Genomic DNA, 14,662 nt, shown 5'->3' with positions numbered 1-14,662 from the left:
CGTCGGGCTCAGTGGCCGCCGCGGAGTGCGGTGACCGGCTCGATGCGGGCGGCGCGGCGCGCGGGGAACCCTCCCGCGACGAGTCCCACGATCGCGCCGAGCACGACGCCGCCCGCCGCGACCCACGGGTCCACGATGGGCGTCCACTGCTGCGCGACGCTGATGCCGACGACGGCGCCGACCGCCAGGGCCGAGCCGATGAGTCCGCCGAGCAGGCCGATGACGACCGACTCGACGATGAACTGGCCCGCGATCTGACGACCGGATGAGCCGAGCGCGCGCCGCAGGCCGATCTCGGGCACCCGCTCCATGACATTCAGCATCGTCACGTTCGCGATGCCGAGCGCCCCGGCGAGCAGCACGATCGCCCCCAGCACGAGGAAGACGATGTTGACGTCTGCCTGCACGTTCTCGCCGAGCGACGACGACGCCGCGGGGGCCGTGACCTCCAGCCCTTCCGGGTCGTCGGGCCGCAGCGCCAGCGGCAGCTGCTCCGCGAGCTGCGGGCCGGTTCCCGGCAGGATGCGCGCCTGCAGTGTTCCGGGCGCCGCCAGCGCCCGGTCGTGCTGGGCCGTCGAGAGCGGCATGACCACGGCGTCGAGCAGGTCGCCCTTCGCCTGCAGTCCGCCATAGATGCCGATCACGGCATACGCGACGTCGCCGATGAAGATCGCCGGCTGACTGTCCACCCGGTTGATGCCCAGACGGTCGGCGGCGCGCGTGCCGAGCACGACGACGCGATCGGCACGGTCCTCGTGCCCGGCGTCGAACATGCGGCCCGTCACGATCGCCCCGCGCAGCACGTCGAGCAGCTCGGGGGTCGCCGCAGCGAGGGCCGGGGATGCCGTGGCCGCCGCCGACGGGTCGTGGATCGGCACGGCGGTGATGGCATCCTCCCCCAGCGACAGCTCGGCGAGGAGGACGGCCGACTCGATGCCGACCAGGGTCTCGGCTCGGTCGACCGCGTTCCACGGCAGCCGTGAGGTCGCGACCGATCCGCCGCGCGTCTGCGCCTCGGCCGGGGAGACGACGACCTGGGTTGCCTTGACGGCGTCGAACTGTCGCGCGATCTGGTGCGCAGCGGTCTGGGCGAAGCCGACCGTCGCGACGAGCGCCCCGATGCCGAGCACGGTGCCGGCGATCGTCATCACGAGGCGCCCCGGTCGCGACCCGATGTCGGCGGTCGCCTCGACGAGCAGGTCTTGGAACAGGAACCGATCAGCGTGCGGCACCGGCTCCACGAGCGCGGATCCTGCCGTCCGCGCATCCGCGCGGCGCCGCGGCAGCCGCAGCCACGAGGGGCGGGAGGGCCGCGCCATCAGGCGACCTCGCTCAGCCGGCCGTCCGCGATCCGCACGCGGCGCGACGCGCGGGCGGCCACCGCCGGATCGTGCGTGATGACGACGAGGGTCAGCCCATCGGCGCGCAGCTCGTCGAACAGGTTCATGACCTCACCGGAGGTCGCGCCGTCGAGATTGCCGGTCGGCTCGTCGGCCAGCAGCACGCTTGGCGCGCTCACGACGGCGCGGGCCACGGCGACCCGCTGGCGTTCGCCACCGGAGAGCGTCGCCGGCAGAAAGTCGACGCGGTGCTCCAGGCCGACGCGGCGCAGCGTCTGCCGCGCGCGCTCCTCGCGCTCGGCGCGCGGCACGCCGCTGTACAGCATCGGCATGAGCACGTTGTCGAGGACGGTGCGCCGCGGCATGAGGTGGAACGACTGGAAGACGAACCCGATGCGGCGCGCCCGCACGGCGGCGCGCTCGTCCTCGCTGAGAGAGCCGGTCACGACCCCGTCGATGCGATACTCGCCGACGGTGGGCCGGTCAAGCAGACCGAGGATGTTGAGCATGGTGGACTTGCCCGACCCGCTGGGTCCGATGATGGAGACGTAGTCGCCCTCGACGATCGACAGGTTCACCGCCTTCAGCGCCTGCACCTCGGGCGGCCCGGGGAACGACCGCGTGATGTCACGCAGTTCGATCAGCGTCACCGTCCGACCACCACGAGGTCGCCCTCGCCGAGGTCGCCGTCCGTCGCCGTCACCTCGACCTGACCGCCGGCGGCAAGACCCGTCTCCACGACGACGATCCGCGTCTGGGCGCGTTCGCCGTCGCGCGGGTCGCCCTCGACGACCTCGACGCGCGACTCGCCGCCCGGGCCTGCGGTGAGCGCGGCGACGGGCACGTACAGCACCTCGCCGCTCGTGGATCCCACCGGGATGGTCACGCGGACATTCCGCCCCTGCACCTGCTGCGCCTGCTCGGTCGTCAGCGCCTCCGGCGTGAGAGTGACCGACCAGCGCTCCCCGGCGCTCTTGCCGGGGGTGAGGGCCTCGACCGTCGCGGCGTGCTCCGCGCCGTCGGGCAGGTCGAACACGGCGCGGTCGCCGACGGCCAGCAGCGCCGCGTCGGCTTCGGCGATCGACCCGGTCAGCGCGATCGTCGCACCGGACACCGTCATCGCCGCCCCCTGCAGCGTCTGCCCACGGGTCACGTTGACGGCGTCGACGCGGCGGGGAAGATCGGTGAGGTAGAGCACCTCCCCCGCCGGCAGCGTGGGCAGGGCGTCCTGGCGGGCACGGGCGAGCGCGCGCTGGGCATCGGCGAGCTGCTGCTCGGCCGCCTGCACCCCGGCGCGCGCCGAGGCGGTGTCGGGGGCGGCGTCCAGCTGCTGCCGGCGCAGCTGCGCGAGCCCGACGTTGTCCTGCGCGTTGCCGACGTCGGCCTGCCAGCGGGCCATCGCCGCGGCATCGGCGGGGTCGGCCGGTTTGCTGGCCTGCACCACGGCGAGCTCGCGCTGCGCCTGCGCGATCGCCACGTCGGCCTCGCGCACCTGCTCCGCCGAGGCACCGGCCCCGGCACGGGAGAGATCCGCCCGCGCCGACGCGAGCGACAGCTGCGCGGCACCGACACCGTCTTCGGCGGCGGACACCCCCTCCGCGGCGCCCTCGGCGGGAACGGGAGCCGTGTAGCCGGCCTGCGCGTACAGCGCCCCGACCGCGGCGGCCGCCTTCTCGTCGAAGACGTCGGAGGCCGGGTCGCCGGCGTCGATGCCGACCGCGGCCATGGCCTGCTTGAACTGCACGACATCGGGTCCGGTCATGCCGAACGCGAGGCTGCGGTAGGCGGGCAGCTCGCCGGGCAGGACGATCACCGGACGGCCCGAGACCGTCAGCGCGACCGACAGCGGGTCGAGCATCGCGCCCACCTCGGGGACGTTGCCGGTGACGACGGCGGCGCCGCCGAGGCCGGATGTGTCGATCGTCACGTCCACGGCATCCGCATACGCGACCTCACCACGGATCGTCACATCGTTGCTGAGCGCACCGAACTCCACGGGCACCGTCACCAGGCCCGCCTCGGGCGGCTCGCCGGAGGCCGCCGCGTCGGCGGGCGACAGCACGAATCTGCCCACCAGCAGCCCTGCCACGAGCGCCACCACGGCCGCGGCGGCGACCAGCCACAGCGCCCGGTTGCCGGTGAACACCCGCCGCCAGCCGCTCACGCGCGACGCCCCCGCGGCATCACCCGCGGCGACATCGCCGTCGGCGACCTCGTCGGCGGCGCCGTCAGCGGCGATCAGGCGGTCGAACTCCGGATCGTCGTTCGGCCCCACTCAGCGGCCCGCCTCGGCGTCCGCCTTGAACGCGTCGAGCTCGGCCTTGTGATCGGCGACGAACTGCTCCTCGAGCGCATACGTGACCTTCTGGTACTGCGCGCGGTAGTCGACCTTCTCCCGGCAGTCCAGGTCCACGAGGGCCAGGGCGATCTCGCGCTCGCCCAGTTCGTCCAGCGCCGGGTCGTCCTCGATGTACTCGGTCTGGTTCTCGTAGTACGCGTTGAGCTCCTGCGAGATGGAGTCCGTCGCCTCCTGCTGCGTCGCGAACCCGGGCTCACCGGCATCCGCCATGCACGAGGCCCACTTCGCGTTCAGGTCGGCGAGGTCGGGGTGGTTCGGCATCTCGGCGTAGAAGTCGTTGATGGCGTCGGTGAGGTCCTGGTGCTCGCCGGAGCTCCACGGGTCCTCGCCGTTCAGCTCGTGCTGCGCCCAGCCCGAGCAGCCCGCCGTCTCCCAGTTCCACTCGTAGGAGCCGTCGTCGTTCAGCTCCTCCTCGGTGGGACTCGGGCCGTACAGCGCCTCGTAGTAGGCGGCCTGCTCCGACTCGGACAGGCTCGCCACGTAGTCCTGGTTCGGGTCCACGAACTCGGTCTCCTCGACCGGGGCCGCGTCGCGGCCAGGCCAATTCACCATGCCGTAGCCGTACTGCGAGACCCACTCGCGGTCGTCGGGCTTCCATTCCTCGCCGCCGCCGTACGAGATGCCGCCGGTGGTGTCCATCGGCTTGTACTCGAACCCCAGCTCGGCCATGCACTGCGCCTGCAGCTCCTCGATCTTCTTCTGCTGCTCCTCGAACTTCGCCTGCTGCTCCTCCTGGTCGAGGTCGCCACCCCACCCGGCCGACAGGTAGGCGGTCAACGGCGAGAGCTCCTCCGGCGAGGCGGTCGTCCCGTCGCCCGGCGCGCAGGCGGCGAGCGGGAGGACGAGAGCGGATGCCGCGGCGAGCGCGACGGCGAAACGGCGACGGTTCATGGGTGTCCTCCGGAGGGGGCGTTGTGCCTTCATCCTGACACAGCGGGCTCATAGGACATGCCTCACCGCCGCAATGTCATCCTTCAGGATGATGTGGCCGACGCTCAGACCGGCGGGACCTCCGGCAGACCGGTCCGCAGCTCCATCGGCAGGTGCGCGAGATCGTTGTGGGCGACGAGCGCCCAGGGCCGGGCGGCCCGCTGCGCGAGGACGGTCAGCCCGCAATGCGCCTGATTGATCGTCAGCCACCGCCACTGCGGCGCCTCCAGGACCTCGCGCACGAACCACGCGATGACGAAGTTGTGGGTGATCAGCAACTCGTGCGTGTCGGGCTTGCGCACCAGGAACTCCGCGACGGCGTCGTCCATCTGGGCGTGCCCGGCATCGACCTCGGCGTCGGTGTACGACCCGAAGAACGGCTCGTAGATCGCGGGCGTGTCGTGCGTCATTCCCGTCGGGATGCAGTCGAACAGCAGCGCCGAGGGCTCCGGGGTGACGGCGGGCAGACGCTCCGCGACGGCGCGCGCGGTCTCGGCGGCACGCTCCAGCGGGGAGTGCCAGACGGCCGCCAGCGGCACGCCGGAGAGGCGATCGGCGAGCAGCTCCGCCTGCCTCCTGCCCCGCGGCGAGAGCGGTCCGTCCTCGAGGCCGTGCTCCGCGTCGAGGTGCTCACCGTGGCGCACGAGATACAGATAATGCGTCACGGTCACTCGTCTCGCCATCAGGGGGGTGGGGGCTCCTCCACCATACGTCAGACCGACGACGCCGGACCTGCCGCGACGCGCGGTGGCGCTACTGCGCGGCGCGGGCGATCTCGGCGAGGTGCGCCCGGCTGAGACGGGCGCCGATCCCCTGCACGAGTTCGTCGACATGGCTCACGGCGTACACGTTCACGATCGGCGCGACGACCGTGCGCTGCGCGCGCAGCCACGCGATCGCGACGGCGGACGTCGGGATCGACAGCTCGGCGCCGATGCGGTCCAGCGCACGGAGCGTGCGGGTGCCGCGTCGGTTCATCGCCGCCGCCAGCTGGCTGCCGCGCACCGAGTCGGCCACGCCCGCGCGGCTGCGGACGGCACCGGCCAGGTAGCCGTGCTCCAGCGCCTGCGATGGCGTCACCGCGATGCCCTGAGCCCCGGCGACCAGCCGCAGATCGCCGTCGTACTCCGTCTGCCGCAGCACGTTGTAGGGCACATCGAGCGCCGTCAGCCGGGGGTACCCGGCGGAGGCCAGGATGCGCGCCTCGACGAGCTGTGCCGCGGTGTGCCCGAGCGAGCCGAGCGCGCGGACCTTGCCGGCCTCGATGAGCCACTCGGCCGTCGCGAGGGTGTCTTCGAGAGCCGTGACCCGGTCGCTGGTCGCGTCGAGGTACAGCACGTCGATCCGGTCGGTCTGCAACCGGGTGAGCGATGCCTCGACGGCACGGATGAGGTTGACAGGTCCCAGACCGGAATGGTCGGGGTTCGTGCCGACGCGCACTCCCAGCACGGTCGTGTCGCGCGTGCCGCGACGATAGAGCCACTGGCCGATGATGTGCTCGCTGCGACCAGCGGCGTAGCCGTCGGAGGTGTGGACGGCGTTCCCGCCGCGCTCGCGGTGGGCGTCGAGGATGCCGTGGGCCGCCGCCATGTCGACGTGCCAGCCGAACTCGGCGCCGCCGAGGATCAGCGGGAAGACCTCGAAGCCGGTCTCGCCGAGCGGCACGCGGATCGCCGCGCCCAGCGGAGCGCCCTGGACCGGGATCGGCGCGGACGGGTGGTCCGAGACCGCCGGCGTGCCGGTCTGCGGGCTCGCCTGGGCGGGCGACGTGCCGACGCCGAAGAAGCCCATCTGTCCACCCCCTCACGGAGCCGCACAGGAGGATCCGCGTTCTCCGCACCCCCCCGGTGCGTAGTACCGAGGGTAGGCCAGGCCTCCGACACAACCGGTCATTGCGGGGGCCGGGCGGTAAACATTGCATAACGCTTGGGTCACGGCATCCGTTCGGGACCCTGCGATGTCCCCCGTTCGGGGGACAATCCGCGCGGAAAACGGATGCCCGCCCCTCCGAGACGGGAGGAAGCGGGCATCCGTGTCCTAGTGCGGTGGCTCAGCCTTCGGCGGGAGCCTCCGGGCCCTCGCTCGCGGCGGCGCGGCCCTCCTGGTCGGCGGCCTCCTCGAGCACGGGCTCGAGCGACAGCTTGCCGCGGTCGTCGATCTTCGTGATCTTCACGAGCAGCTTCTGGCCGACCGAGAGCACGTCCTCGACGTTCTCGACCCGCTTGCCACCGGCGAGCTTGCGGACCTCGCTGATGTGCAGCAGGCCGTCCTTGCCGGGCAGGAGCGAGATGAACGCACCGAACGCTGCCAGCTTGACGACGGTTCCGAGGAACTGCTCGCCCACCTCCGGGTTCGTCGGGTTCGCGATCGCGTTGACCCGGGCGCGGGCGGCCTCGGCCGACGGGCCGTCGGTCGCGCCGATGTAGACGGTGCCGTCCTCCTCGATGGAGATCTGCGCGCCGGTCTCGTCCTGGATCGCGTTGATCGTCTTGCCCTTCGGGCCGATCAGCTCGCCGATCTTGTCGACCGGGATCTGCACGCTGATCACGCGCGGCGCGGTGGGAGCCATCTCGTCCGGGCCGTCGATGGCGGCGTTCAGGACGTTCAGGATCGTCAGGCGCGCCTCCTTGGCCTGCGTCAGCGCGGCCGACAGCACCGACGACGGGATGCCGTCGAGCTTCGTGTCGAGCTGGATGGCCGTGACGAACTCGCTCGTGCCGGCGACCTTGAAGTCCATGTCACCGAGGGCATCCTCGGCGCCCAGGATGTCGGTCAGCGCGGCGTAGCGCGTCTGGCCGTCGACCTGGTCGGACACGAGGCCCATGGCGATGCCGGCGACGGGCGCGCGCAGCGGCACGCCCGCGTTCAGCAGCGACAGGGTCGAGGCGCAGACCGAGCCCATCGACGTCGAGCCGTTGGAGCCGAGCGCCTCGGAGACCTGGCGGATCGCGTAGGGGAACTCCTCGCGGCTGGGCAGCACCGGCACGAGCGCGCGCTCGGCCAGGAAGCCGTGCCCGATCTCGCGACGCTTCGGCGAACCGACACGGCCGGTCTCACCGGTCGAGTAGGGCGGGAAGTTGTAGTGGTGCATGTAGCGCTTGCTCGTCACGGGCGACAGCGAGTCGATCTGCTGCTCCATCTTGAGCATGTTCAGCGTCGTGACACCCAGGATCTGGGTCTCGCCGCGCTGGAAGATCGCCGAGCCGTGCACGCGCGGGATCACCTGGACCTCGGCATCCAGCGGACGGATGTCCGCGAGGCCACGGCCATCGATGCGGACGCCCTCGGCGAGGATGCGACCGCGGACGATCGTCTTCGTGACGGACTTGTACGCGGCGGAGAACTCCAGCGTCGCGCCGGCGGGAAGCTCGCCCGCCTCGACGGCGGCCAGCAGCTGCGCCTTGACGTCGTCCTTGATCGCGTCGTCGGCGTTCTGACGCTCGACCTTGTCGGCGATCTGGTACACCGGCACGAGGCGGTCGTAGGCACGGCCGGCGACGAAGTCGTAGACCTCCTGGCTGTATGCCGGGAAGACCGGGTAGGGCTGGATCTCCTTGGCGGCGGTGTTCGCCACGACGTTCTGCGCCGCGACGAGCTCCTTGATGAAGGGCTTGGCGGCCTCGAGGCCCTGCGCGACGATCTCCTCGGAAGGCTTCGTGGCGCCGGCCTTGATGAGGTTCCAGCTGTTCTCGGTGGCCTCGGCCTCGACCATCATGATCGCGACGTCGCCGTCCTCGAGCACGCGGCCCGCGACGATGAGGTCGAAGACGGCATCCTCGAGCTGCTCGGCCTTCGGGAAGGCGACCCACTGGTCGGCGTGCTCGCCGTGACCGGGGATGAGCGCGAGCCGGACGCCGGCGATCGGGCCGGAGAACGGCAGACCCGAGATCTGCGTCGAGAGGGATGCCGCGTTGATCGCGAGCGCGTCGTAGAACTCGCCGGGGGCGATGGACAGGACGGTCACGACGATCTGGACCTCGTTGCGGAGGCCGTCGACGAACGACGGACGCAGCGGGCGGTCGATGAGACGGCAGACGAGGATCGCCTCGGTGGAGGGGCGGCCTTCGCGGCGGAAGAACGAGCCGGGGATCTTGCCGGCGGCGTAGGAGCGCTCCTCGACGTCGACGGTCAGCGGGAAGAAGTCGAAGCCTTCGCGCGGGTGCTTGCCGGCGCTGGTGGCCGAGAGGAGCATCGTCTCCTCGTCGAGATACGCGGCGACGGCACCCTGTGCCTGCTGCGCGAGTCGTCCGGTCTCGAACCGGATCGTGCGGGTGCCGAAGCGGCCGTTGTCGAGGACGGCTTCGGCGGCGGTGATTTCAGGACCTTCCAAGAGGTCTCTCCTTCTTTGTTTAGACTCGCGGGCGCGTTTCGACCGCGAGATCGTGCGAAGGAGCAGGAACAGGCAGATCCAGACGCGCGACAGCGTCGCGGAGATCGTCAGCGCTGGTCACCAGTCGAAAGTCACTCTGCGAGAGAGGAACCCACCACAAGCGACCAGCTTCCTGCCGGCCTGCTCCAGATTCCGCGGAGAATCCACGGCATCCTGCACCAGCCTATCAGGCGACCATAGGCAGCACGCGCGGGGCGTGCGTATGGTGGTGATCATGAGCACCGACGACACCACGGCATCCGACGAGATGAAGCGCAAGTTCAAGGAGGCGCTCGAGAAGAAGAACGCGCAGCAGCGCGTCGGCGAGGCGCACCTGGACGGCGACTCGGCGATCCACGGCACCCACGGCGCCGTCACCAAGCGCGAGTTCCGCCGCAAGAGCGGCTGAGCCCGTCCCGCCGAGCGTCGGTATCGCTGGAACCGTCCTCTCTAGCGGTCCGGATCCCAGTCCGCGGGGCCGGCGGAACCTGCGGGATACTCCTCCAGCGGCACGTCGCCGCGCGCCCAGGCGTCGCGGATGGGCTGCAGGATGCGCCAGCACTCCTCGGCGGCGTCGCCGCGCACTGACAGCGTCGGGTCGCCGTCGAGGAGCGCCGCCAGCACGTCAACGTACGCGCGCTGCGCCCCGACGCCCAGGTCGGCCTCGAGCGTGGTCCGCTGCAGGGCGAAGGGATCCGCTCCCCCGTTGACGTTGATCGACAGCGACAGCCGGTCGGGGCCGAGTGAGAAGCGGAGCACGGCGGGCTCCTCGGCGCCGGTGAAGCCGGCCGGCAGGTGGCGGACCGGCCGGAAGCGCACGACGATCTCGGTCACGGCGTCGCCGATCGCCTTGCCCGAACGGAGCGTGATCGGCACCCCGGCCCAGCGGTCGGTGCGCACCTCGAACGTCGCCTGCGCGAGCGTCTCGGTCTGTCGCGACGGGTCGACGCCCGGCTCGGCGGCATAGTCCGGCAGGTCGCGGCCGTCGATCGTGCCGGCGGTGTAGCGGGCGCGATGGGAGAAACGGACCGCGTTGTCCTCCCACACGTGCGTGGCCCGCAGCGCGGCGGCCGTCGCATCGCGCACGTCGGCGTCGCCGAGCGTCGCGGGCGGTGTCATCGTGAGGATCGCGAGCACCTGCAGCAGGTGGCTCTGGATCATGTCGACGAGCGCGCCCGCCCGGTCGTAGTACCCGGCGCGTCCCTCGAGCCCCAGCGATTCGTCGAAGCGGACGGTGATCGCGGCGATGTGCTCGGCCGACCACGCCGGTTCCACGAAGCGGTTCGCGAAGCGCACGCCCAGCAGGTTCAGCACCGTGGACCGGCCGAGGAAGTGGTCCACCCGGAACACCTGACGCTCGGGCACGAGCGCGCCCAGCACCTCGTTGAGCTCGCGCGCGCTGGCCTCGTCGTCGCCGAACGGCTTCTCGAGCGCCAGGATCGTGCCCGGCGGCAGATCCTTCGGCTTCAGGGCACGGCAGGCGGATGCCGCGACCTGCGGCGGCACGGCGAAGTACAGCACGACGCGGCCGTCGTCCACCTCCGGCAACGCGTGCAGGATCGTCCGCAGGCCGCTCGCGGTCGATGCGTCTGCGCGGATGTAGGGGGTCGAGACGATCGACCCGGTGAGCGCGCTCTCGGCATCCGCCGTCCCGAACGCGCGCCGCACGGTCTTCCGCCACTGCGCGTCGGAACTCTCGCTGCGACCGGTTCCGACGAGGTGCACGCGCCGTTCGGGCTGGGCGACAAGGAGTTCGCCGAGCGCCGGCAGCAGCAGGCGCGAGGCGAGGTCGCCGCTCGCGCCGATGATCACGAACACCGTCTCGTCCGACATGAACGCCACACTAACCCGCGAGCCTGCCGAGCCGCGTGGGGGCGCCTGCGAGAATCGCATCGATGCCCTCTGAGATCGCGGACTACGCACTGCTGAGCAACTGCCGCACCGCGGCCCTGGTCTCCCGCGACGGCGCGATCGACTGGCTGTGCCTGCCGCGATACGACTCCGCGTCGGTCTTCGGCGCGCTGCTCGGCGATGACGCGCACGGCTGCTGGCAGCTGCGCCCCGACGAGCCCGACGCCGTCGCGGAGCGCCACTACGACGGCGACACGTTCACGCTCGTCACACGCTGGACGACGCCGGGCGGCGTCGCGGAGGTTCACGACGCCCTCACGATCGCGCCCCACACGGTCGCGGTCGTCGAGCGCATCGACCTCGTGCGACGGCTGGTCGGGGTGTCGGGCTCGGTCGCCTTCACCCACCGGCTGCGGATGCGGCCGGACTATGCCCGCGCCCTGCCCTGGGTGCGGCAGCGCGGCACGCGCGCCGAGCCCGAACTCGTCGCCATCGCCGGTCCCGACAGCCTCGTGCTCCGCGGGGCGAAGTTCGAGCCCGAGGACCATTCCCACCGCGCGCAGGTGACGGTCGCCGCCGGGGAGGTGCACGACACCGTGCTGACGTGGCATCCGTCCCACCGGGAGCCGCCGCGGCGTCTGGACGTCGCGGCCGCCCTCGACCGCACCCGAACGTGGTGGACGGAGTGGGCCGACCGCATCGACGTGCGCGAGGTCCACCGCGCCGAAGTGGTCCGGTCGCTGCTGATCCTGCGGGCGCTCACCCATCGCGACACCGGCGGCATCATCGCCGCCGCGACGACGTCGCTGCCGGAGCAGTTCGGCGGCGAGCGCAACTGGGACTACCGGTTCGTGTGGCTGCGCGACGCAGCGCTGACGCTCGAGGCCCTCGTGGCCCACGGCTTCCTGCAGGCCGCCGACCACTGGCGGTCGTGGCTGCTGCGGGCCATCGCGGGCGACGCGAGCCAGATGCAGATCGTCTACGGCATCGGCGGCGAGCGCGACCTGCTGGAGCGCGAGCTGGAGTCGCTTCCCGGGTACCGGGGCAGCGCGCCGGTGCGGATCGGCAACGGCGCCGCCCTGCAGTACCAGGCCGACGTCATCGGCGAGGTGCTCGTGGCCCTGCACGCGGCCCGCGACGCGGGACTGGCGGAGTCAGCCTTCTCGTGGCCGCTGGAGCGTGCGCTCCTCGGCCACGCGACGGCGCGGTTCGACGAGCCCGACCGCGGCATCTGGGAGATCCGCGGCGAGCCGCACATGTTCACGCACTCGCGGGCGCTCGTCTGGGCGGCCTTCGACCGCGGCGTCCGCGGTCCGCGAGCACGGCCTGGCGGGTCCCGTCGAAGAATGGGAGCGGATGCGCGATCGCACGCGCGCGGAGATCGACGCGCGCGGCGCCGCCCCCGGCGGATGGTTCACGCAGTTCTACGGCTCGACCGAGGTCGACGCCTCCCTGCTGCTGCCCGCCGTCGGATTCTGTGCGCCCGACGACCCGCGGATGCTGGCGACGGTCACCGAGATCGAGCGCACCCTCGTCGTCGACGGCCTCGTGCACCGGTACCGCACCGACACCGGTGTGGACGGTCTGGGCGGTGACGAGAACCCGTTCCTCGCGTGCTCGCTGTGGCTGGCGGAGCAGTACGCCCGGTCGGGGCGGGTCGCCGATGCCCGGGCGATGGTCGACCGGGTCTGCGCCCTGGCGAACGATGTGGTGATGTTCTCGGAGGAGTACGACGTGGCAGGGCGCCGGCAGGCCGGCAACACGCCGCAGGCGCTGTCGCATCTCGCGCTCGTGCGGGCGGCCGACGCCGTCCACGCCGCCGGCGGCCGCAGCTGATCCGGCGCGTCCGCCGACACGCTCAGCCCTGCTGCGCCCGGTCCCGCGTGCCGGGACGCGGGATCACGATGTAGCCCTCGTGCTTGGCCGACCGACCGTCTCCGGCCGTCCGGCCCTGCAGCCGCCGCCACAGCCACGGCAACGCATCCCGTCGCAGCCACGTGCCCGCCGGCGCGGGCTCGTCGTCGGCGTGCAGGGCCTCGTCGAGGCCCGCGAGTGCCGCGGCATCCGGCACCCCGAGCACATCGGCCGCCCGGTACGCGACGAAGCGGTGGCCCGCCGAGCGCAGATGCACTCTGTCGTCTGCCCACAGCGGCGGCGCCCCCAGGTCGGGGTGCGCTTCGAGGTCGAGGAGGATCGCGCCGGTGCGCGCGGCGATCCGCCGGAGCTCGGCGTTGAACCGGGCGAAGCGCTGCGCGAAGATCGCCGCCGCGCGGCGATCGGGCAGGAACGGGGTGACGAGCAGGACATCGCACCCCGCCGCACGCAGGCTCGCCACCGCGCCGCCGACCGCGGCGGCGAGCGCCGGGACGTCCGCCCGAGCGCCCACCAGGTCGTTCGCGCCGATGAGCACCGACACCAGATCGGGGCGGAGCCGGTGCGCCGCGGGCAGCTGCTCGTCGATGAGCTGCGCGACGGTGCGGCTGCGCACCGCGAGGTTGGCGTAGCGAAACGGCCCCTCCCGGCCCGATAGCGCGAGCAGCTGCGCCAGCCGGTCCGCCCACCCGCGATACTCCCCTGCGGGCATGCGCGAGGCGTCGCACAGTCCCTCGGTGATCGAGTCGCCGAGCGCGACGTAGCGCCGCCAGCTCGGCCTGCGCGGGGCCGTCTCCGCGGGCACGGGGCGGGGCGAGGGCAGCGGGTGCACCCGCGCGCGTCGCGCGTCGTCGAGGGTGCGCAGGCGCGCCGCGCGCGCGTAGTGCCCGACGAGGGCGTCGCTGAGCGTCGCCCACGAGCGCGGTGCGACGCTCTCGCGGGCCGCCGCGCCGAAGGCGCGCCGCTTCGCGGGGTCGCCCACGAGATCGGCGACTCGCGTCCGCAGGTCGCCGAGGTCGCCGGGGCGGTACAGCCAGCCGTCGACGCTGCTGCGCACGAGGTCGACCGGGCCGCCGCGCCCCGTGGCGACCACGGGCACGGCGCTGGCCATCGCCTCCTGGATCGTCTGGCCGAAGGTCTCGCTCTCGCCAGGGTGCACGAACACGTCGAATCCGGCGACCGCCTCGGCGAGGGCGTCGCCCGTCAGGTGCCCGAGGAACACGGCATCCGGCAGGCGCCGCTGCAGCATCGCACGGTCGGGACCGTCGCCGACGATCACGAGGCGGATGCCGGGGAGTCCCGCCAGCGCGGCGAGATCGGCGACCTGCTTTTCGGGCGCGAGACGGCCGACGTATCCGACGATGGTCCGGCCGCCGCCCACGTCTGCCCGCCACCTCTCGCTGCGCCGGGCGGGGGCGAAGCGCTCGAGGTCGACGCCGCGCCCCCAGAGCGAGACCCGATCCACCCGGAGATCCTCCAGCTGTGCGAGCGAGGCGGCCGAGGGGGCGAGCGTGAGGGTGGCGCGCCGGTGGAGCCGGGTGACGTGCCGTTCGGCGAGTGCCGTCGCCCGCGGCAGACCGTAGCGGCGGGCGTAGGCGACGACGTCGGTCTGGTACACCGCGACGGTCGGCAGGCGCAGGTCGTCGGCCGCGACCTGCGCCTGCCAGCCGAGGAGGAAGGGCGAGGCCAGGTGCACGACGTCGGGGCCGAAGGCCCGCAGCCGCCGCGCGAGGGTCGCGCTGTGGGGAGCGGCCAGCCGCACGGCCGGGTAGCTCGGCAGCGGGAGCGACGCGATGCGCTCGGTGGCCACGGGGGTGGAGCGGTCGCCCCCGCGGCGGGGTGCGGGGGCGATGACGAGCACGTCGTGGCCGGCACGCTGCAGGCACGACGACACCTGGAGGACGGAGCCGGTGACTCCGTTCATGTGGGGCAGGAATGTCT

General features: G+C 72.5%; 10 protein-coding genes and 1 pseudogene. 2 read left to right on the top strand and 9 right to left on the bottom strand.

Annotated features, from left to right (window positions below):
- Positions 1-8 precede the first annotated feature (8 nt).
- The 7 genes from ACPYN4_RS02395 to ACPYN4_RS02365 form a co-directional block, all read right to left on the bottom strand.
- Positions 9-1,319, bottom strand: coding sequence for an ABC transporter permease (locus tag ACPYN4_RS02395; RefSeq protein ID WP_281651975.1), 1,311 nt, complete (start codon positions 1,317-1,319; stop codon positions 9-11).
- The gene (locus ACPYN4_RS02390) at positions 1,319-1,990 is read right to left on the bottom strand and encodes an ABC transporter ATP-binding protein (RefSeq protein WP_281651976.1); all 672 of its coding nucleotides are present in this window, start codon (positions 1,988-1,990) and stop codon (positions 1,319-1,321) included. Before ACPYN4_RS02390 ends, ACPYN4_RS02395 begins: the two co-directional genes overlap by 1 nt.
- Positions 1,987-3,615: a hypothetical protein gene (locus tag ACPYN4_RS02385; protein WP_424445536.1), complete on the bottom strand. Its 1,629-nt coding sequence runs from the start codon at positions 3,613-3,615 to the stop codon at positions 1,987-1,989. Before ACPYN4_RS02385 ends, ACPYN4_RS02390 begins: the two co-directional genes overlap by 4 nt.
- Positions 3,616-4,590, bottom strand: a complete 975-nt coding sequence (locus ACPYN4_RS02380; RefSeq protein ID WP_424445535.1) for a hypothetical protein — start codon at positions 4,588-4,590, stop codon at positions 3,616-3,618.
- A 104-nt stretch (positions 4,591-4,694) separates the two neighbouring features.
- Positions 4,695-5,294: a histidine phosphatase family protein gene (locus ACPYN4_RS02375; protein ID WP_424445534.1), complete on the bottom strand. Its 600-nt coding sequence runs from the start codon at positions 5,292-5,294 to the stop codon at positions 4,695-4,697.
- Positions 5,295-5,382: 88 nt separating this feature from the next.
- Entirely contained in the window at positions 5,383-6,420 is a 1,038-nt protein-coding gene (locus ACPYN4_RS02370) for an aldo/keto reductase (protein ID WP_424445533.1), read from the bottom strand.
- 259 nt (positions 6,421-6,679) lie between these two features.
- Positions 6,680-8,959, bottom strand: coding sequence for a polyribonucleotide nucleotidyltransferase (locus ACPYN4_RS02365; protein WP_239280464.1), 2,280 nt, complete (start codon positions 8,957-8,959; stop codon positions 6,680-6,682).
- A gap of 274 nt (positions 8,960-9,233) precedes the next feature.
- On the opposite strand from ACPYN4_RS02365, the gene ACPYN4_RS02360 reads away from it, so the two are divergent.
- Positions 9,234-9,407, top strand: a complete 174-nt coding sequence (locus ACPYN4_RS02360; protein ID WP_198159054.1) for a DUF5302 domain-containing protein — start codon at positions 9,234-9,236, stop codon at positions 9,405-9,407.
- 41 nt (positions 9,408-9,448) lie between these two features.
- Here the strand turns inward: ACPYN4_RS02360 and ACPYN4_RS02355 are convergent, their stop codons facing one another.
- Positions 9,449-10,831, bottom strand: coding sequence for a glucose-6-phosphate dehydrogenase (locus ACPYN4_RS02355; RefSeq protein WP_424445532.1), 1,383 nt, complete (start codon positions 10,829-10,831; stop codon positions 9,449-9,451).
- A 62-nt stretch (positions 10,832-10,893) separates the two neighbouring features.
- Here ACPYN4_RS02355 and ACPYN4_RS02350 point away from each other — a divergent pair.
- Positions 10,894-12,685 (top strand): annotated as a pseudogene (locus ACPYN4_RS02350) (glycoside hydrolase family 15 protein).
- A 22-nt stretch (positions 12,686-12,707) separates the two neighbouring features.
- On the opposite strand, the gene ACPYN4_RS02345 reads toward ACPYN4_RS02350, so the two are convergent.
- Positions 12,708-14,645, bottom strand: a complete 1,938-nt coding sequence (locus tag ACPYN4_RS02345; RefSeq protein ID WP_424445531.1) for a GDSL-type esterase/lipase family protein — start codon at positions 14,643-14,645, stop codon at positions 12,708-12,710.
- Positions 14,646-14,662: the final 17 nt, after the last annotated feature.

Origin of the sequence: Microbacterium sp. CH-015, assembly GCF_049707015.1 — a bacterium.
GTDB classification, from domain to species: Bacteria; Actinomycetota; Actinomycetes; order Actinomycetales; family Microbacteriaceae; genus Microbacterium; species Microbacterium aurum.
This window is presented reverse-complemented; position numbering and strand designations above follow the sequence as displayed.